The following is a 19,488-nucleotide window of genomic DNA, read 5'->3' as shown; positions in this document are numbered from 1 at the left end:
GGTCCTTAGAAGTTGCCGGCGAAAATGCTGGCGGAATAATGGATCGTCACTTTCGACGGATTGCTGAAACTGACGGCAAACGAGGCCGTCGCGCCCGGCGCCAGGCTGGCCGCGTTGACTGTGACGTAGGCGGCGCCCGCATGGCTACCCGTGGCATTGGCCAGGGTCACGCTGGCCGGCAAGCCGCCAAACACCACCTGGAACGGGCCGTTGAGCGTGCTCGTGCCCGTATTGGTGAACGAGAACGTGCCCGTGTATTTTTGCGTCGCGCGGTTGTAGCTCAGGCCCGAGCTCGCTTGCGCCACGCCGGCCGTGATGTCGCGGTAGGCAGGCTGCAGGTCCAGGCTGATGACGACGGGGTCGTGGTCCGAAGCGCGGTAGGGCAAGCCGTTGTACAAGTCTTGCGGCTTGGCCGAATCGATGTTGTAGTCGATCACTTCCGGCTCGTCCGCATTCACATGCCATTCGGCCACGCCGGCCACTTGCGGGCTCAGCGAGGCGCTGGCCAGCGCATGGTCGAGGTAGCCGCTCTGGCCGCCGAATACATACGAGTACGGCATGCCGGACGGCCGCACGAAACGCTCGAGTTCATTGACGAAGCCGGCGCCCGTGATGGCCTGGATCGGGTCTTCCGCGCCATACGAATTCAAGTCGCCGATGACCAGCACGTCCGCGTCGCCGGCAGCGGCCGCCACCTGCGGCACGAAGCTGCCGACCAGGCGCTGGGCTTGCTGCACGCGGGTGGCGTTCCAGCAACTCTGGCTATCGTTCTGGTCCGCATCCAGCCCGCTCGACGGGCAGCTGCCCTTCGATTTCAGGTGGTTGACGATCAGCGAGAATTTCTCGCCATTGCTTGCAAGGAAAGTTTGCGCCATCGGCGGGCGGTTGTTGATGGCGTTGGCGTCCGACAAGGCGCCGCCCACCAGGCCCAGCTTGCCTGGCTTGTAGATCATCGCCACGCGGATGGCGTCCGTGCCCGTGGCGGCCGGTTTCGGCACGACGGCATACGTGACGCCGCCGATGGCAGCGTTCAACTGTTCGACCAGGTAAGTAACGGCGATTTCGCCATTGTTCTGGATTTCCATCAAACCCACCACATCCGCATCGATGGCTTTCAGTTCGGCGATGATCTTGTCGCGCTGACGCTCGAACTCGGCCAGGTTGTCGGCGCCGCGGCAATTGCTCTTGGTGGTCGAAGTGCCGACGGTACAGCCCTGCCCCGTTTGCCCAAAGATATTGTTGCCATTCGTAAAGGTCGTAAAGAAATTGAGCACATTCGCGCTGGCCACCTTGACGTTGCCAGATGGCAGTTCCGGGCTACCCGTGCGCGGATTGTCGCGCGAGAATTGCGGCGTTTGCGTCGGCTGCAACTTGTAGGCGGCGCCGCCACCGCCGATGGCGCCGAAATCCACCACGCCCGTCAAGTCGGCCAGCGTATCGCCGCTGCGCACGGTATTGTCCTGGCCAATGTACGGTATCGTCGCCGGCGCCACGAAAATGCCATCATCGAGCACGATCAGGTTGTTTGCATTGGCGGCGATCAAGGCTTGCGCCTCGGCGGAGCCAGCCGGATAACGGTTGGTCGGCACTTCGCGCCGTCCCGCCGACAAGCTCAGCTCGCCGCGCGCGCCCAGATAGGCGTTTTGCGACACGGTCAACGGTTGCGCAAAGCGCACCAGCATGCCTTCCACGGCGGCCAGGTTTTCGTTCGGCAGCATCACATTCGCCGGCACGATGCTGTGGCCCGCGCTTTGCACGAGGATGGCCGTCACATCCTTGAATTCCGTATAGGAGTTTTTCGCGCCCGAGGGCGTGTATTCGACCACCGTGCCCGTCACGCGCACCAGCTCGCCCGGCTGCACGGTGGTGGCCGTCGCGCCCGTGTACACGAAGATACCGTCCGACGTCGATGGGTCGCCATCACCGGCCGCGTCCTGCATGAAGAAGCCCGTGCCCACCTTCAGGGTCACCACGCCTTCCGTCGTTTGCACGGAGTTGGCGTAGGGGCTGCTGGCAGCGCTGCCCTGGATTTGCGGAATCGTGTGGCTGATAGCGGCCAGGCCTTGCACGGCGACATCGATCTTGCAGCTGGCGCTTTGCTGCTGGTCATTACTGAAGCTGACGATGACGGGATAATTGCCTACCGGCACGCCGGCGGCCACCAGCAGGTTCACGCTGGCGCTCTCGCCCGCCACGCCGGCCGCGCTGAAATTGGCCAGGCTGATGCCGGCCACGGCGGACGAACTCAAGGTGGCGGCATTCACGACGCCATCCACGTCGGACGCGCGCAGCACGGCGCTGCCGCCATTGCCCACGGCCAGCGCCAGGCTGGCCGGGCAACTGGTAATGATCTGGTGCACGACGGGGCCGCCGCACACATTCAGCGCTGACGCCGTATTGCGCGGCGTCACGCTGCCGGTGGCAAAATCCACGCTGTTATCGTCCGTGTCGCCGCAGCCGCCATTCGCGCGCAGGATAGACAAGGTATTCGAGGGGGCTTGTGCCACGGCGCCCTCAAAACCGTTGGCCGTGCCGAAGCCGACCAGGTCGATGACGGCCGCGCCCGTGGGGCTGGCGCCCGTTTGCGCCGTCTTGCCATTGCTCAGCAATACCTTGCCTGCCGTGCCGGACATGGGCAAGCTGCCCGTGGCGTCCGGCGTGGGCAAGTCTTGCGTGCCGCCCGTGCCCTTGGCTTGCTGAACCAGCAAATACTGGCCAGCTTGCAAATCGATAGCCGGCAAGGCCGTCACGGCCCAGCTCGTGCCAGCGGCGGATGCGTATTGCACGCTCCAGTTGCTCAGGTTGACGGGACTGGCGCCACGGTTGAACAGCTCGATGAAATCGTTGCGGTACACGGCCCCCGTGTTGCCGCCGCCGCCATACACCTGGCTGATGACGACGTCGGAGGCGGCCAGGGCTGGCAGCGACAGGCTGGCCAGCACGGCGGCCATGACCGTCAGGCGCAGCGGTTTGCCCAGGGACAGGGGTGAAACGGACACGGCGGCAAGGTGGGAAGTCATGGTTTTCCTGGTCAGTAAAATGACAACGAACTTATGATTTACATACGAATGTACATACTAAACAGGCCGCATGACGAGTTGATGACATTTCATTAAGCTGAACGGAGTAATGCGCAGCCAGGAGCACGGCTGGCGGCCGCATGCCATCAGTATCCTTTCAACAACGCCATGCCTTGCAAAGCAATCCCGGCCGTTACACGGCCGCACAATATGATATAATTCAAACAAATAAGTTTAGTTCGTGACAATAAATTGAACGGCATCACCAGACCCAGTAGTGCAGGCCCCATCCATGCCTGACCTTGAAACGCACTCCCACCTTGCTCGCAACGGTAGCCTGGACGGGAGCGGCAACATTCGCAGTGGATACACGCGCCGAGCGGCGCACCCTTCCATGCTTTTTGAGAGATCGATCATGCCAACACCAATTTTCACGCCAGCCTCTTCCCGTCCCTTGCTGCTGGCCGCAGCATTGATGCTGTTCGGCGCCAGCGTCCAGGCGCAAACGGCCGCGCCTGCGCAAAAGAATGAAAAGAATTGCCAGGCCAGCACGCAATCGGCGAATGGCAATACGAAAGATGCCAACCTCGATGGCACCTACAGCGCTTGCAGCCTGTCCAACGGCTTCATTGGCGCAGGCACGCGCACCAACGACGGCACGAACAAGACGCCGGAATTTGACGGCATCGCGTCTGACCAGGAATTCCGCAAGGCTCCCGCGGCCGAAAGCAATCAGCGCCTGGCCACGCGCCAGTTGCCTGCCGGTGCCGATGCCGGCGAACCGCGCAAGGCGCTCGCCAGCAGCGACCGCGACTTCCGTTTTGCCACGCGCGACTTCGTCGCTTCCGAAGAAAACCGCCCCTTCGATGACGCGGCCGGCTACCGTGGCCCGGGCCGTTCGTATCAGGGCCGCAGCGGCGACACCCAGGCGCCGCTGATCGTTTCCTCGTCGCTGGGCGAAGGATTGCCCACAGGCAGTAACGGTGTCGGCGGCGGCGGTTCGGGTGGCGGCTTCACGGGCGGCAGCATCCTCCCCGTGACACCGGAAATCCCAGCCGTGCCGGAACCGGAAACCTATGCCATGCTGCTGGCCGGACTGGGCCTCGTCGCCCTGGCGCGCCGCCGCAAGAGCAAATAACGTTGCACATTGCAGCATAAAAAAAGGCCCGCAAGGGCCTTTTTTATTACCTGAAAGAATCAGGTATCAACGCCGGAAGCCCGCATACGGGGCGGCCAGCGGGTCGCCGATGAACAGGCCCTGGGCCGGCCACAGCACGCTGCCCCAGTACGCTTCCAGCGCCGTGCTGCCGGACAGGTAGCGGCGCAGCAGGACGGTCGGATTGGGAAACTTCTGCCAATAGCTGCACGGTTCGCTGACGGTGCCATAGCTGGCCGTCGCGCCCGCCTCCAGCCAGCGCTGGCTGCTCATCTGGCTACTGCCCTGCAAATCGCCGCCAAACGAGGTCAAATGGTCGGCCAGGGCGCCAGGCAGGAAACGCAGGGTTTCCAGCTTGGCCACCTTGGCCTGCCCCGTCTGGTACACCATGATGTCTTGCGCCCCTTCCAGGCTGTCCGCCTTGAGGTTCTTGACGGTCAGCTTGCGCTGGCGCACGACGCCGGCGGGCGGAAAGAAACCGGCCCGGCTGTTGCGCGCCGCGTCGCTGGTGGTCAGATAGTACGCGCTGGCGGCCGGCACGGAAAAGCCGCTGACGGCGCCGCGGTCCACCACGGCCTTGGCCTCTTCCACAAAATCGATGGGCAGCAGCATCGACAGCCGCAAGCCCAGCTGCGTGTAGGGCTGCGCCGCTTCGCTGTTGAAATACGCGCTGGGCTTGCCGGGATCGCACGTTTTCGCGCATTGATCCGCGTCATAACCCAGGGTAAAAGCCGAGGTGATGGCATTGCATTCGACGGCATATGGCGCGCTCCACACCATCAGCACGGCCTGGATCTCGGGTTTCAGCTGCGCATTGATGCGCTCCTTCAACTGCGCGAACTGGTCGATGCTGAGCTTGCGGGGGCGGTTGGGAATATTGACGTGCGCCACATTGGCGGCCGGAATGCCGTGCGCCTTGCGGTAGTACTCGCCCACTTCGATACTGTTCGGTTCGGCGTCGTTGATGACGATGGCCAGCTGCGACGCCTGCAATCCGGGCGGGGCCGCAGGTGGGACAGGTGCGACAGGCTCGGCATGGGCGGCGGCGGCCAGCGCCAGCGAAAGACAAAGGAAGTTGCGCAAGGGTCGGTGCACCGGTAAGGGAGGGATCGGAGGCAGGCGGCCAAGGGCGCGGCTGCCCTCCGATTATAGCGCCATCAGGCGCGCTGGTAGACATCCTCCAGGCGCACGATGTCGTCTTCGCCCAGGTAGCTGCCCGACTGTACTTCGATCAGGTGCAAGGGCAGCTTGCCCGGGTTTTCCAGCCGGTGCGTCATGCCGATGGGAATGTAGGTCGATTCGTTTTCCGTCAGTAAAGTCACTTTCTCGCCGCACGTCACTTGCGCCGTGCCGCTGACCACCACCCAGTGTTCGGCGCGGTGATGGTGCATCTGCAAGGACAGCTTGCCGCCCGGATTGACGGTGATGCGCTTGACCTGGAAGCGCTCGCCGATATCGATGCCTTCATAACTGCCCCACGGGCGGTACACCTTGCGGTGCTGCACGTGTTCACTGCGCCCCGCCTGCTTCAAGTGGTCAACCACCTGTTTCACGCGCTGCACCTGGTCCTTGTGCGCCACCAGGATGGCGTCGTCCGTTTCCACCACGATCAAGTCCTGCACGCCCAGCACGGCCACCATGCGGCGCTCGGCGCGCACCAGGCAATTGCGCACGCCATCGAGATACACGTCGCCGCGCACCACGTTGCCGTTGGCGTCCCCAGCTTGCACTTCCCACAGGGCCGACCAGGAACCGACATCGCTCCAGCCGATGGCGGCCGGCAGCACCACCGCATGCGCCGTATGCTCCATCACGGCATAGTCGATCGAATCGGAGGGGCAGGCGGCGAAGGCCTTTTCTTCCAGGCGGCAGAAATCGAGGTCGCGGTAGCCGTCGCGCACGGCCGTTTCACAGGCGGCCAGCATGGCGGGCTGGAATTGCCCCAGCTCGCCCAGATAGCGTTCGGCGCGGAACATGAACATGCCGCTGTTCCAGAAATAATTACCAGCGGCAAGGAACGACTGCGCCGTGGCCAGGTCCGGCTTTTCCACGAAACGCTCGACCTTGCAGCCCACGGCGCCCGGGCTGACGGGCGCGCCGCTGCGGATGTAGCCATAGCCCGTTTCCGGCGCCGTCGGCACGATGCCGAAGGTGGCCAGCGCGCCATCGGCCGCCAGCAGTGCCGCCTCGGCGATGGCCTGGTGAAACGCGGCCACGTCGGTGATGACATGGTCGGCCGGCAAGACCAGCATCAGCGCCTGCGGGTCGATGGCCAGCAGGTATTGCGCGGCAACGGCCACGGCCGGCGCCGTGTTGCGCCCCACGGGTTCAAGCAAGATGCCCAGCGGCGGCAAGCCGATTTCGCGCAGTTGCTCGGCCACCATGAAGCGGTGCTCATTGCCGCACACCACCAGCGGCGGCATGACCTCGAAACCGGCCAGTCCGCTATCGCCGGCACGGCGGTTGGGCAGGCTGGTGACGCGCAGCGCCGTTTCCTGCAGCATGGTCTTGTCCGTTACCAGCGGCAATAGTTGCTTGGGCAGCACGGCGCGCGACAGCGGCCATAAACGGGTGCCCGAACCGCCGGACAAGATGACTGGGTAAATTTTCATGGTTTCATTTCACAAACAGTTTATTGGGCAGCATTATTGGGCAGCATACAGGGCCGGCGGCGTTTCATCGCGGCGCAGGCTGCGCCGGTCGCGCGCATTGCCCCAGGCATCTTTCTCATAGTCGGAGACATGGCGCATCTGGCCGGCACGGTCGACACTATAATCCTTGAAGACGATCATTTCATCAAGCAGCACGCCAGGCAGCACGCGCGTGTACTCGAACAGCACGCTGCGCACCACCTCGGCGCCGCCGCAGACATGGCTGCCATGGCCGATCCAGGCCGGCCCGATGATGGTCGTGCCCGCCTCGATGCGGCAGCCCGAGCCGATGTAGACGGGGCCTTCGATGCGCGTGCCGCCGCTCCAGTCGATGCTCGTATTCAGGCCGGCCCACACGCCATCGGCGATCTGGGTGCCCGGCACGTGCAAATTGGCCACTTTTCCCATCAGCACGCTTTGCAGCACTTCCCAGTAATCTTTGATGCTGCCGATATCGATCCAGTTGTACTGGCGCTTTTGCGCATAGAAGGGCAAGCCTTGCGCGACCAGCAAGGGAAACAGTTGCGAACCGATATCAAAGGGCTGGCCGGCGGGAATCAGGTCCAGCACGGCCGGCTCGATAATATAGATGCCGGTACTGACGCAATTGGACTGCGCATCGGCCTGCGCCGGCTTTTCCTGGAAGGCGCGGATGCGCCCGTCTTCGTCGCTGACCACAACGCCATAACTCGATACCTTGTCCCAAGGCACTTCCAGGGTGATGACGGACGCCAGCGCGCCCTTGCTGCGATGCTCGCGCAGGGCCGCTTCCAGGTCGAGGTCGATCAAGGCGTCGCCGCACAGCACGATCGTCGTGTCGTCGAAAAAGCCGCCGAACTCCTGGATCTTCTTCATGCCGCCGGCCGAACCGAGCGGTTGCGGCACGACCTCGCCCGCATCGTTCGTATAGCCTTCGAACGAGTATCCGATGCGCACGCCAAACTGATGGCCTTCGCCGAAATACTCCTCGATCTTTTCATGCAGGTAGCTGACGTTGACCATGATGTCGGTCACGCCATGCTGCGCCAGGTGTTCCACCAGATAAGCCATCACGGGCTTGCCCAGGATGGGAATCATCGGCTTGGGCAAATCATAGGTCAGGGGCTGCACGCGCGTGCCCTTGCCTGCCGCCAGTATCATTGCTTTCATCGTCTAGCATGCTCCATCAGGGTGGGACGCACTTCAGCGGCCATCCTTGCTCAAGGTTACGGAAACGGCGGGCGCGGCGGCGGGAAACAGGCGCGCATACGCGGCCAGCAGCTTGGGCGCTTCATATTCCCACTCCAGCTCGTTGATCACGCGATGGCGGCCGAACGCGCCCATCTGCTCGCGGCGGGCCGGGTCGTCCAGCAATTCGACGATCTTGCGCGCCATGTCGATGGGGTCGTTCTTCAAGGCATACAAGGATGCCTGCTGCGCGGACACCTTGCCCTCGACCAGATCAAACTGAACGATCGGTTTGCCCAGCGCCATGTATTCCATGATCTTGTTCATGGTCGACTTGTCGTTCATGTCGTTGGCCACGTCCGGGTTCACGCACACGTCCGACGTGTTGAGCATTTCCAGCAATTGCTGGTCCGGCACGCGCCCGGTAAACGTCACGTAGTCGGCGATGCCCAGGTCCTGCGCCATCTGCTTCATCTGTTCCAGCGACGTGCCGCCGCCCACCAGCCCGAAGTGCACATCCTCGCGCTTGAGGGTCTGCACGATGTATTGCGCCGCCTGCAGCAGCAGATCGATGCCTTCCTGCGCGCCCATCACGCCCACGTAGCCGACCAGGTAAGTGCGGCCCTTCTTGAGTTCCGGCACGGGCGGCAGCACGCGCAGGCGGTCCAACTTGGGCCCGCTGCGCACCACGTAAACATCCTCGGGCCGCATGCCACCGCGCTCGATGGCGATCTTCTTGTACGACTCGTTGGTGGCGATCGACACGTCGGCGCTCTGGAACGACCAGCGCTCGAACAGCACCATCAGCTTGTAAAAGAAATCGCGCCGGCCGAACTTGGCTTCGTACAGCTCCGGATTGATGTCATGGTGGTCGAACAGAAAACGCTTGCCCATCGTCAACTTGAAGAAGCCGCCGATGAGGAACAGCAAGTCGGGCGGATTGCAGGCGTGGATGACGTCGAAGCCGCGCGCGAAATGCACTTTCCACGCCAGGCGGAAGGTGTGGAACAGCGCCAGTGTATATTCGACCAGGTATCCCTTGGCTCCTTCCGCTTCCAGCGGCAAGTTGTAGCGGTAGATATGGATGCCGTCGATGGCTTCGTAGCGCGACTCGTAGCCCTTGCCCGTCGGGCAAATGATCGACACTTCATAACCATTCGCATGCAGGGTGGTCGCTTCCTGCCACACGCGCCGGTCGAACGGCGACGGCAGGTTTTCCACCAGGATCAGCACGCGCCGCGGCTGCCCTGCCACGGTGTTACCAGCAGATGCCGTCATATTGCTCTCCACTTTGTTCTTTGCTGATGCGCACCAGGTCGACGATATGCTGGTGCGGCTGCAGGCTGCCTGGCACGCTCTTGAATTCGGCCGCGCCGTTGCCGATGACGATGGTATCGGCAAAATCGAGCACGTCTTGCATATTGTCCACCATCAACTTGGAAATGTGCGGGATCATGTTCAGGATGTAATCCTGGTTGGCGCCAGTCAAGGCGGCCAGGTTGACGTTCTTGTCGTACAGCTTCAGCTCGTAGCCCTTGCCCAGCAGATACTCGATGACATCGACCAGCGGCGACTCGCGCAAGTCGTCCGTGCCGGCCTTGAACGAGAAGCCCAGGATGCCCACCTTGCGCGCGCCCTTGTCGACGATCATCTTGATGCCTTTTTCCACTTGCTTCTGGTTCGATGCCAGGATGGAGTTAAGCAGCGGCAAATCGAGGTCCAGGCTGCGCGCCTTGTAGGTCAGCGCGCGCACGTCTTTCGGCAGGCACGAGCCGCCGAAGGCAAAGCCCGGCTTCATGTAGTACGGCGACAGGTTCAGTTTGGTGTCCTGGCAGAAAATCTCCATCACCGTGTGGCCATCGATGCCGACGGCCTTGCAGATGTTGCCGATTTCATTGGCGAACGCCACCTTGACGGCGTGCCAGGTATTGTCCGTGTACTTGACCATCTCGGCCGTTTCCACGTCCGTGCGCACCAGCGGCGCATCCATCTTTTCATACAGCTGCACCAGCAGCGCGCCCGCCTTTTCGTCGGATTCGCCAATCACCGTCTTCGGCGGATTGTAGTAATCGTAGACGGCCGTGCCTTCGCGCAGGAATTCCGGGTTGTTGCACACGCCGAAATCGACGCCGGCCACCTTGCCCGAGGCCGCTTCCAGGGTCGGGATGACGAGCGAGCGCATGGAGCCGGGCAGCATGGTCGAGCGCGCCACGACGACGTGGAAAGTATCCTTTTCACGGATGGCGGCGCCGATTTCCTGGCACACCTTGCGCACGTGGCTCAGGTCCAGGTTGCCATTGAGCTGCGAAGGCGTACCCACGCAGATGAGCGACATGTCCGAGCCAAAGACGGCGTCGCGCACGTCCGCCGTGGCACGCAAATGGCCGCTTTTCACGGTGGCGGCGATCATCTCGCCGATGTCTTTTTCAATGATGGGCGTGGTGCCCTGGTTGATCAGCTCCACCTTGGTCCTGTTCGGATCGACGCCGATGACTTCGTGTCCATCCGTTGCCAGGCAACCAGCCGAGACGGCACCCACATAACCCAAACCAAATATGCTAATTTTCATGTTTTCCTCGTATTTTCTGACAGATCAGGGGTAGCCAAACTCAGGTGAAACTCCGTGCGCAAGGTGGCCGCGCCTTGCAGCCGCCCGCGCCAGACCAACACAGGCGCAGCCTGTTTTTCATCGAAGCGGTTCGAGATCCAGCCCAGCGGCGGATTGTCGCTGCCGCGCACCAGTTGCACGGAGGCATCCTGCAACGGCGGTAAATGCACGTCCAGCGCGAAGGCGTCACCCGCCACCCGCACTACCTGGCCGTCCAGCCGCACGCGGCAGCGGGGATCGAAGTGCCAGAACAGCTCCACCTCATGCGCGCCCTGGCATGCGAACACGTCGTCGACGACGATCCGCGCGGCGCCAGGTGCCACGCGCACGTCGCGCCGGTGTAGCACGGCATCTTTCAAGCCCAGGTAGCCATCGTGACTGGCGCTCCAGAATTGCCCATCGGCATCGTCACGCCACGCCAGGCACTGCGCGCTGGCCTTGCGCAGCCACAGGAAGTTGCCACCGGACTCGGACTGGTCGCGGCCATCGATGCGCACGGTGTTGTGCGCGCTGGTGCCGCGAAAATAATCGCGCCACTGTTTTTGCGTATGGTAGGCATACGTGCCCGGATCGACCAGCACCATCTGGCCCGCCACGGACAAGGTCAGCGCCAGCGCATCGGCGTGGCCGTGCGCGGCAATGCCCAGGTAGCCCAGCGGGCCGGCATCGGCAATCAGGCGCACTTCACCGGGCGTGCCAAAGCCGGCGCCCATCACGTAATAGCCGCCATCGGGGAAGGCGCGCGGCAAGGTATCGGGCGCAAGGTCGGGCAAGGCGTCAAACGCCTGGCTCCCCGCCTCGCCCAGCAGCCAGGCGCTTTTCTCGTCGAAAGTGCGCGCCCTGGCCTTGAAGTCGGCGCGCCCGAACAGGGCCGCGCCGCTGGCCAGCAGCGAGGTGTAGGGATTGGCGTCCGCTGCCTTGTCCCAGTGCGCCAGCAGCGCGTCGTCGGCGTCGCCGATCATCGGCACCTCGCCCGCCACATTCGTCATGGCGGCCAGAAATTCCAGCATGGCTTCCAGGCGCCGCAAAAAAGCGTCCGAGCGGGGCCGGCCATTCGCGCGGCCCGCCAGCACGCACAGCAGCATTTCGTCGGCCACCGTGTGCTGATAATAAATGGCTTGCTCGCGGTTCACGCCATCCGGACCGTTTTGTTTGAGCGCCTGCGCTTCCAGTTCGCGTTCTGTCTGCGCCAGCCAGCCGGCGCTTTCCGGCCAGCACGGCCATGTGAGCGCGGCGATATGCAAGCCCGTCAATTCGCCAAACAGGTGGTTGTTGGCCGACGAGTGGCGCGAAAAGTGTCCCGCGATGAAGTGGCAATGCTGGTAGATGCTGTCTAGCCAGCGCTGCAGGAAGGCTTGCCCTTGCGCGCCCTCAAACAGGGGGCTGTTGATGCCACCGAGCAAATGCCACGCATGCGACCAGCTGACCAGGCGCAAGGCCAGTTCCAGCGCGCTGCTCCAGTTCGGTCCCAATGGATACGGGCATTGTTGCCACCACGATTCCAGCAAGGCTTGCGCGCCGTGCGCATGGCGCAGGTCGCCGCCAAGGCGGTACGCCATCGCCAGGTCGGCCACGGCCAGGTGGCGGTTCGGTTCCCACAGGCATTTGATGTCGCCCACCACGGTTTCATCGCGGTAATTGAGCGTCTTGCCAAAATCCAGCGGCGCCACGGTGCCCGTCTTCGGATCGCGGTTCCATTGGGGCGGGAAACCCAGCTCCGCATCGCGCAGGGCGAACACGTCGAAGCGGCCCGCCAGGATGCGTTCGGCCGCCGCCAGGTGCGGCGCGGCATCGATGGGCAAGCCCAGCCATGGCGCGCCGAAACGCTGGCGCGCGGCGGGCGGCGGCACCGTCGCCAGGCCATAGCCGCGCGCCTGCAGCCGCTGCCGCACGGCATCGCGCACGCGGTGCGCCACCTCGGGCGCCCCCATGGCGCGCAAGCGGTTCAGTTTCCAGGACAGGTTGCTCAGCATGGACTTCTCACAGATACTGGCGGTGCCAGATTTCCAGGGTGAGCAAACTCCACAGCAGCTTCTCGTGGTTTTGCCGCCCCGCCACGTGCTCGGCCAGCACCTGCTGCAGGGCTTGCGCATGGTAATAGTGGCGCGTGCGCGACTCGGCGCCCGTCAAGTGTTCGTACAGGTAATCCTTCATGGGGCCGCGGAACCATTCGTTGACGGGCACGCGGAAGCCCACTTTCGGCCGCGACAGGATATTTTCCGGCAGCAACTGCTTCATGGCTTCGCGCAAGATCCACTTGGTAGTGCGGCCGCGCACGCGGTACTCGTCCGGCAGGCTCGACACGTACGCGGCCAGTTCGTGGTCCATGAAGGGCATGCGCGCTTCCAGCGAGGCGGCCATGGTCATGCGGTCACCCCGTTCGAGCAGGTTGTCGGGCAGCCAGCTCAGCTGGTCGAAGCACAGGATGCGGCGCAAGGCGCTGTTGCCGGCGCTGCCGCAGCCCAGCGCGGGATCGCGCTGGCGCGACGGCGCCGGCATGGCCACCAGGCGCGAGCGTTCCTGGTCGGACATCATGCCGAACCAGCGCGGCATGCGTTCGTCGAACGCTTCCAGGCCCAGGTTGACGATGGCCGTCTTGGCGCGGCGGAAACGGTACGGCAAGGCGCCGATGGCCGGCTCGATCACGCTGCGGCGCAGCAAGCCCGGCAACATCTGGTAATGACCCGCATAGCGCTCGTACACGTGCTTGGGGTAGCCGCCAAGGATTTCATCGGAGCCTTCGCCCGTCAATACCATCTTGACGGTCTTGCGCGATTCTTTCGCCAGCAGGTAGATGGGAATGTCGGACGGCTCGGCCACGGGGGCGTCGCGGAAGCGCACGAGGTCGGGCAGCAAGGCGATGACCTGGTCGACGGACACTTCCAGTTCGTGGTGTTCGGTGGAAAATTGCCGCGCGATATCGGCCGCATACGCCAGTTCGCTGAAACCGCCCTCCTTGAAACCGACGGAAAAAGTTTTCACGGGCACGCCCGCATGGCGCGACATCAGCGCCACGATGGCCGACGAGTCGATGCCGCCGGACAGGAAGGCGCCGAAGGGCACGTCGGAAATCATGCGGATGCGCACCGATTCATCGAGCTTGTCGAGGAAAGTGGCGACGGGGTCGGCCGGCAGCGGCGCCGTCAGGCGGGGCCGGCTGTCGGGCGGCGTGTAATACACGCGCTCGCGCAGCACGCCGTTTTCCCACGTGGCCGTGGAACCGGGCGCCAGCTTGCGGATGCCCTGGAACAAGGTGGCCGGGCCCGGCACGTAGCGGTAGGCGAAATAATCCCAGATGGCGGCCTCGTCCGCTTGCGGCGCCACGTCCGGCAAGGCCAGCAGCGCCTTGATTTCCGAGCCGAAAGCCAGCTTGCCCTCGTGCTGCCACAGGAACAGGGGTTTCTTGCCGAACGGGTCGCGCGCCATGAACAGGCAATTCTTGCGCGCATCCCAGATGGCGAACGCAAACATGCCCCGGAAATGCTGCACGCACTCTTCGCCCCATTGCACGTAGGCATGCACGATGGTTTCCGTATCCGATGCCGTGCGGAAATGGTGGCCCAGCGCGATCAACTCGTCGCGCAGGGGCTGGAAATTGTAGATTTCGCCATTGAAGATGATTTGCACGTCGCCCGTCTCATTGCCCAGCGGCTGGTGGCCCGTGGCGATATCGATGATGGACAGGCGGCGGTGCAGCAAGCCCACCTGCCAGGCGCCATCGGCCGTGGCCGCCTGGAGCACGCCCGTGTCATCGGGACCGCGGTGGGCGATGGCGCGCCCCATGGCGTCGAGCGCGGCAGGCAGGCCGGCAACGGACGAGGGGAAGATCAAACCGGCAATACCGCACATATAGGCTCGCTTAAAAAAGAATTCGGCTAGAGCGCCGGCGGCGCCAGCAAGGCGCGGTAGACGCGGCGGAAATCCTGCGCCAGGCGCTCGACCGTATAGGCGCTTTCGATGCGCTCGCGGCACGCTTGCCCCATGCGCTGCAACAGGGCGCGGTCGCCGTCGAGGCGCACGATGGCGTCCGCCAGCGCCTGGGGATTGCGCGGCGGCAAGAACACGCCATGCACGCCATCCTGCATCACGTCGGCAATCGCGCCCACGGGGCACACCAGCACGGGCGTGCGCGCGGCCATGCTTTCCAGCAGCGCATACGGCAAGCCTTCCTGATGCAAGGTGGGAAAACCGAACAGGTCGGCCTGGCGCCACACGGCTTCCTTTTCGGCGCCAAAGACGGGGCCGAGAAAGCGCACCGCCTCTTGCAAGCCCAGTTTGGCGACGCGCTCGCGCAGCGCCCCTTCGAGGGGGCCGCTGCCGGCCAGTGACAGCGTTGCTTCCACGCCAGCGGCGCGCGCCAGGCGCAGCGCTTCGAGCAAATCGAACAGGCCCTTGCTTTCCGCCAGGCGCCCCACGTACACGAGTGACAGCGGACGCTGCGGCGCCAGCGGCCTGTCGCCAGGGTCGCTGCCCGCATCGATGGCGTTGGGGATCACGTCGAGCGCCAGCGCGGGATCGAAGTCGCGATAGCCCTGCAGTTCGCATTGCGCCAGCAGCACCACCACATCGGCCGCGCGCAGCACGCGCCGCAGCAGGCCCGTCAGCAATGGCTTGCCATTGAAAAACACCTGCGGCAAAGCGCCGCCATGCACCTGGTACACGACGCGCTTGCCCATGGCCTTGGCCAGCAGCAGATACACGATATCGCGCCAATAGCTGCGCCACTCCATGGACGTGTTGATATGCACGATCTGCGGACGCTGCTTGCGCACGGCCTGCACGAACTGCACGGGACTCCAGGCAAAACGCAGCAGCTTGTGCAGGCGCGACTCTTGCCGGCCTTCACTTCCCACCTGGAAATGCACCAGTTGAAAGTCGCGCGACAGGGAAGAGGAAAACAGTTGATTTAAATGGGTAGTCACCCCGCTGACCGCATTGAGTGCGGGTCCAAGCAACATTACAGTAGTCATATTGACATTATATGTTATAAATTTGTAATTTAGCTATGGACGCACCTATTTTTACCCGGATCCGGCCACACCCCAGTTGCTTTCACGCAGCATGTCCAGCTTCATTCTGCGCGCCACGGCTTGAATCGGCAACAAATACTTGCTGGCTGTACACATACCGTCAGGCGCCTGCCAACGCCCGGTAGCGCTGTGCCAGGGCGGCCGACAGCACGCGGTAACTGCGTTGCGTTTCGATATACGCGGCGCCGGCCTGGGCGCGCGCGCGCGCCGCCGGCACATCGCGCAGGATCGCCGTCATCGCCTCGGCCATCGCCGCCGGCGTGCTGGCCGTCAGCCAGCCCGCCTGGCTGTCCGACAGCACGCGCACCTGGTCAGGATTGTCATTGCCCACGGCCGGCAGACACAGAGCCAGGTATTCGAGCAGCTTGGTGGGCGAGCAGACATCACCGAGTGTCGCGCGGGGAAAGTACGACAGGGCCGCATCCGTGCCCGCCAGCAAGGGCCAGGCCTGGCTCGACGGCAGCCAGCCCGTCACGCGCACGGCGTCGGCCAGTCCCACGCCCTGCGCGTAAGCCAGCAAGTCATCCACGTCGGACGGCGTGTCCGAGGCGCCGATCAGCAGCAGGCAGGCATCGGGCACCTGCTGGCGCACGATCAGCAAGGCGTCAAGCAGGCGTTCGAGCTGGCGCGACTGGTCCAGGGTACCCAGGTAGCCCAGCAGTGGCACGCTTTCCCAGCCGGCAGGCCGGCACGCCGTGATCGATTGCTGGCCCAGCACTTCCGTATCAACGCCCATCGGCACGGCGCTCATGCGCTGCGCCGCGATGCCGTGTCCGCGCATCAGTTCGAGCATCGCAGCGCTTTGCACGAAGACATGGTCGGCGCGCGGCAGCAGTACCCGGTACAGCAGCCAGCGCTCGACCAGGCCCTTGCACAGCACCAGGCGCGCGCGCAAGGTGCTGCGCTGCGCCAGGCTGCTGCGCGCCCGCTCGATGCGCCCCTCGCTGATCAGGAACGAAACCCAGTAATAAAAGGGGATGCCCTTCAGGCGCGCCGCCAGCAGGGCCATCAAGCCGGTGGGCACCATGTCGCGCACCTGGATCGCATCGCAGTTGGCGCGCCGGGCCGCCAGCAAGGCACGCAGGCAAGTCCATTGAAACCCCAGTTCGCGCGCGATGCGGTTGTGCCGGAAGCGCCCGCTGCGCACGGAGCGAAAGCCCTGCGCCGGTTGCGGCTGCGCTGCCGGCGCATCGGGCGAAGGCATGCCGACGATGTCGCATTCGACGCCATGGCGAGGCAGGTATTTGCCGAACAGTACGGCGACGTCGGCGCGGAAGGTGGGCAGGCTTTCCGGTACAAATTGCAGAATTTTCAAGGGCATGGGGCAACCGTCTAGCTGGCGCGTCAGAGGGGGAACAAAGCTCGGGCAGCATCCGAACGGCCCGATACTGATATGAATTTATTATTCATCTTACATGAAAAACAGCATGACCGCGACATGCTGCGGCGCAAAAAAAAGCAATGCCGGGACGGGCATTGCTTTTTCAGGTGATGCGCGCGGCCCTTACTTAGGCAATGGCAACGTCAACGTTTGCGTGCCGACGATCACCTTGCGCAAGCCGCCGCTGGTGTCGAGCCTGACGGCGGTATTCTTGCAGCCCACGTCGAGCACGGTGAGGAATTCGCCGCTGATGGCCGCGGCCGCCTTGACGAACACGCCATGATCTTCATAGGTGCCCGCTTGCGGCGGCGGACCCACGCGGCGCTCGAAACGCTGCGCTGTGGTGGTCAATGGCACGATGCACACGCTGCGGCCCTGGTTGGTGACCGAGATCTTGCCGGCGGAGTCGGCGACAATCGGCGCAAAGCCATGGAAATTCCATTCGAACACGCGCGGCGTGGCCGACGAGAACTGGTCGAGGATGACGGCCGTATTGGTGCCGCGCACATACCAGATCTTGCGCACGGCCGACTTCAGCAAGCCCGCATACGCCAGGGTGGCGTCGCCTTCCACGTAATCGACGGCCGGCGTGGTGGAAAACGCCGTGATGCGGCCATTGCGCGCCAGCGGCTCTTCATAGCCGGCCACGTTTTGCCCGATGCCGCCGTCGAAGGTCAGCGCATTGTGCGACTTCGACGGGCGGTACCAGGAATTCCACAGCGGCGAATCGTACCAGTCGTACCAGCCCGTCTCCGTCAGCAGCGGCACGCCGCCGCTGAACAGCACGAAGCCGTTCTGGTCGCCATGGCTGTGATTGAAGGAGCCATAAGGGCTGGACTTGAAGTACAGCGAGGTGCGGCCACTGTCGGCCAGGTTGCTGTGCATGGCCGTCCAGCCGATGCTCGGATAGTAGGCGGCGTTGGCAGGCGGCGTGGCGGCGGCCGTCACGGTGTTGACGGGCATCGGATAAGGCGACTGCAGGGTGGCCAGCACGTCGTCGGGGCGCGTCAGGTTTTTCACGTACCAGGCGGCCTGCGGCGTGGCATAGCGCGAGGCGAAGCCCTTCATGAAACGGTACTCGGGCGCCCTCTCGTGACCATCGCCAAAGACGTGGGTTTGCTGGCCTGGCGGCAAGAAATGCATGAAGAATTGCGCGAAGCCGCGCGACCAGGGCTTGTCGAACATGTTCACGCCCGTGGCCTGGGCCAGCGCCGGCCAGATCTGCAGCGCGAAGTCGGCCTCGTATTCCCCATACGCCGTGCCGTTGGCAAAACCGCCCTCCGGTCCGCTCCAGATGCTGAAGGAACTGGCAAACGCGCGGAAGGAGAAGTCGAACCAGGTTTGCGCCTCGGGAATGTCGCCCAGCGCCAGGGTCGAGGTCAGGGTCAGGTAGGCCATGCTGGTGGCCGCGTGCGAATCGTACGGGTACTGATCGAGACGTCCGCCATTGGCCGACAAGTCCTTGTACAGCGCATTCGTGCGTGCCGACACCACGGACAACCACTTGTTGCGCCGCGTCGCATCGCCATTGACGACCAGCGCGCTACCGAGCGTGTCGACAGCCCTGATCAGGCTTTGCGCCATGACGCGGCTGGCCATGTCCTGGTTGACGAAGCTGGTGGGACCGGCCAGGTTCAGCGCGCTGAACTGGTCGCCGCGGCGGATCGCTTCATCGAGGTAGATCTTCTCGCCCGTCAGGCGGTACATCAGTGCCGCGGCCTCCAGCTGGCGCGCGTTCGGATTGACGCGCGACATGATACTGACTTCCTGCGCCACCAGCGCGGCCGTGCGGACGCCGGTGGAAACCAGCGGCCACTCGCTGTCGGCCACCGTCTTGAGCGCCGTCATGTTGTACTTCACTTCGCCCGTCATGCCGTTCAATGCCGGGGTGCGATCCGTGCGCATGGCCGACGTCCAGGCAGAGAACAGCTTGGTGCCGCTAGGCAAAGCACGCGGCCGCGACTTCTTCAGGATGGTGTTGCGCAGCGTGGCATTTTCCGGCACCTCGAACAACTGAGAGTTACTACTAATGACAAAGTTGCGCGGGCTCGACCACTCTTGCGAGGTGGATGGCCGCACGCGCCATGTGTAGCTGCCTGCAGGAAATGAATTCGGCGGCAAATACCAATTGCGCGAAGTATTGAAGGTTTTATACACGACACTGCCCTGCATCACCTGGACGACATAGGCTGACGGCAAGGTCGCATGCCGCGACCAGGTGAAGGTGGGCGGATTTTGCGGCTGCGACTGCATATTGTCGGGCAGCGGACGAACGGCAAGGGCTTCGCTCGACTGGACCCAGTCGGCCTGGGCCATTCCGCACAGCGGCAACAACAATAGCCAGGCGGCGCGCAGCAGGGGACGTTTGCTAGATTTCATGGCAGGGGCTTCCTTTGCCGGAGCGGCAGGTTAAGCGTCGATAAAAATGACTTTTGGTTACTATTTAACTTGTAAAATGTTACCGTAACGCAAACA

General features: G+C 63.6%; 12 protein-coding genes. 1 reads left to right on the top strand and 11 read right to left on the bottom strand.

What is annotated here, in order from left to right; genetic code table 11:
* Nucleotides 1-5: 5 nt before the first annotated feature.
* Nucleotides 6-3,020 carry an ExeM/NucH family extracellular endonuclease gene (locus P9875_RS08640; protein WP_278318130.1) on the bottom strand — a complete coding sequence of 1,005 codons (3,015 nt, stop codon included), beginning with the start codon at nucleotides 3,018-3,020 and terminating at the stop codon, nucleotides 6-8.
* A 415-nt stretch (nucleotides 3,021-3,435) separates the two neighbouring features.
* Between P9875_RS08640 and P9875_RS08635 the strand changes: the two genes are divergently transcribed.
* Nucleotides 3,436-4,158, top strand: a complete 723-nt coding sequence (locus P9875_RS08635; RefSeq protein ID WP_278318129.1) for a PEP-CTERM sorting domain-containing protein — start codon at nucleotides 3,436-3,438, stop codon at nucleotides 4,156-4,158.
* Nucleotides 4,159-4,224: 66 nt separating this feature from the next.
* Here the strand turns inward: P9875_RS08635 and P9875_RS08630 are convergent, their stop codons facing one another.
* From P9875_RS08630 to P9875_RS08585, 10 genes are all read right to left on the bottom strand, one after another.
* Nucleotides 4,225-5,259 (bottom strand): TIGR03790 family protein, encoded by a 1,035-nt coding sequence (locus P9875_RS08630; RefSeq protein ID WP_278318128.1) that lies wholly within the window; start codon nucleotides 5,257-5,259, stop codon nucleotides 4,225-4,227.
* Nucleotides 5,260-5,333: 74 nt separating this feature from the next.
* Nucleotides 5,334-6,788: a mannose-1-phosphate guanylyltransferase/mannose-6-phosphate isomerase gene (locus P9875_RS08625; RefSeq protein WP_278318127.1), complete on the bottom strand. Its 1,455-nt coding sequence runs from the start codon at nucleotides 6,786-6,788 to the stop codon at nucleotides 5,334-5,336.
* A gap of 33 nt (nucleotides 6,789-6,821) precedes the next feature.
* Entirely contained in the window at nucleotides 6,822-7,976 is a 1,155-nt protein-coding gene (locus P9875_RS08620; protein WP_278318126.1) for an NDP-sugar synthase, read from the bottom strand.
* A 33-nt stretch (nucleotides 7,977-8,009) separates the two neighbouring features.
* On the bottom strand, nucleotides 8,010-9,272 hold the full coding sequence (locus P9875_RS08615; protein ID WP_099401024.1) for a glycosyltransferase family 4 protein: 1,263 nt from the start codon (nucleotides 9,270-9,272) through the stop codon (nucleotides 8,010-8,012).
* The gene (locus tag P9875_RS08610) at nucleotides 9,253-10,563 is read right to left on the bottom strand and encodes a nucleotide sugar dehydrogenase (protein WP_278318125.1); all 1,311 of its coding nucleotides are present in this window, start codon (nucleotides 10,561-10,563) and stop codon (nucleotides 9,253-9,255) included. Before P9875_RS08610 ends, P9875_RS08615 begins: the two co-directional genes overlap by 20 nt.
* Nucleotides 10,560-12,575 carry a heparinase II/III family protein gene (locus P9875_RS08605; RefSeq protein ID WP_278318124.1) on the bottom strand — a complete coding sequence of 672 codons (2,016 nt, stop codon included), beginning with the start codon at nucleotides 12,573-12,575 and terminating at the stop codon, nucleotides 10,560-10,562. The genes P9875_RS08610 and P9875_RS08605 overlap by 4 nt, the downstream gene beginning before the upstream one ends.
* Before the next feature lie 7 nt (nucleotides 12,576-12,582).
* A complete protein-coding gene (gene asnB, locus P9875_RS08600; RefSeq protein ID WP_278318122.1) occupies nucleotides 12,583-14,451 on the bottom strand; it encodes an asparagine synthase (glutamine-hydrolyzing) in 1,869 nt (622 codons plus the stop codon).
* Between the two features lie 26 nt (nucleotides 14,452-14,477).
* On the bottom strand, nucleotides 14,478-15,524 hold the full coding sequence (locus tag P9875_RS08595; RefSeq protein ID WP_278318121.1) for a glycosyltransferase family 4 protein: 1,047 nt from the start codon (nucleotides 15,522-15,524) through the stop codon (nucleotides 14,478-14,480).
* Between the two features lie 208 nt (nucleotides 15,525-15,732).
* A complete protein-coding gene (locus P9875_RS08590; protein ID WP_278318120.1) occupies nucleotides 15,733-16,953 on the bottom strand; it encodes a glycosyltransferase in 1,221 nt (406 codons plus the stop codon).
* 183 nt (nucleotides 16,954-17,136) lie between these two features.
* Nucleotides 17,137-19,392, bottom strand: coding sequence for a DUF4962 domain-containing protein (locus P9875_RS08585; RefSeq protein WP_099401019.1), 2,256 nt, complete (start codon nucleotides 19,390-19,392; stop codon nucleotides 17,137-17,139).
* Nucleotides 19,393-19,488 lie beyond the last annotated feature (96 nt).

The organism is Janthinobacterium rivuli, assembly GCF_029690045.1.
Taxonomy (GTDB): domain Bacteria; phylum Pseudomonadota; class Gammaproteobacteria; order Burkholderiales; family Burkholderiaceae_D; genus Janthinobacterium; species Janthinobacterium rivuli.
The sequence above is the reverse complement of the archived record's forward strand: the minus strand, read 5'-3'. Positions and strand labels throughout refer to the sequence as shown.

Coding starts and splice junctions, on each gene's coding strand:
- P9875_RS08640 (WP_278318130.1), bottom strand. CDS start 3,020: ATGACTTCCCACCTTGCCGCCGTGTCCGTTTCACCCCTGTCCCTGGGC.
- P9875_RS08635 (WP_278318129.1), top strand. CDS start 3,436: ATGCCAACACCAATTTTCACGCCAGCCTCTTCCCGTCCCTTGCTGCTG.
- P9875_RS08625 (WP_278318127.1), bottom strand. CDS start 6,788: ATGAAAATTTACCCAGTCATCTTGTCCGGCGGTTCGGGCACCCGTTTA.
- P9875_RS08620 (WP_278318126.1), bottom strand. CDS start 7,976: ATGAAAGCAATGATACTGGCGGCAGGCAAGGGCACGCGCGTGCAGCCC.
- P9875_RS08615 (WP_099401024.1), bottom strand. CDS start 9,272: ATGACGGCATCTGCTGGTAACACCGTGGCAGGGCAGCCGCGGCGCGTG.
- P9875_RS08610 (WP_278318125.1), bottom strand. CDS start 10,563: ATGAAAATTAGCATATTTGGTTTGGGTTATGTGGGTGCCGTCTCGGCT.
- P9875_RS08605 (WP_278318124.1), bottom strand. CDS start 12,575: ATGCTGAGCAACCTGTCCTGGAAACTGAACCGCTTGCGCGCCATGGGG.
- asnB (WP_278318122.1), bottom strand. CDS start 14,451: ATGTGCGGTATTGCCGGTTTGATCTTCCCCTCGTCCGTTGCCGGCCTG.
- P9875_RS08590 (WP_278318120.1), bottom strand. CDS start 16,953: ATGCCCTTGAAAATTCTGCAATTTGTACCGGAAAGCCTGCCCACCTTC.
- P9875_RS08585 (WP_099401019.1), bottom strand. CDS start 19,392: ATGAAATCTAGCAAACGTCCCCTGCTGCGCGCCGCCTGGCTATTGTTG.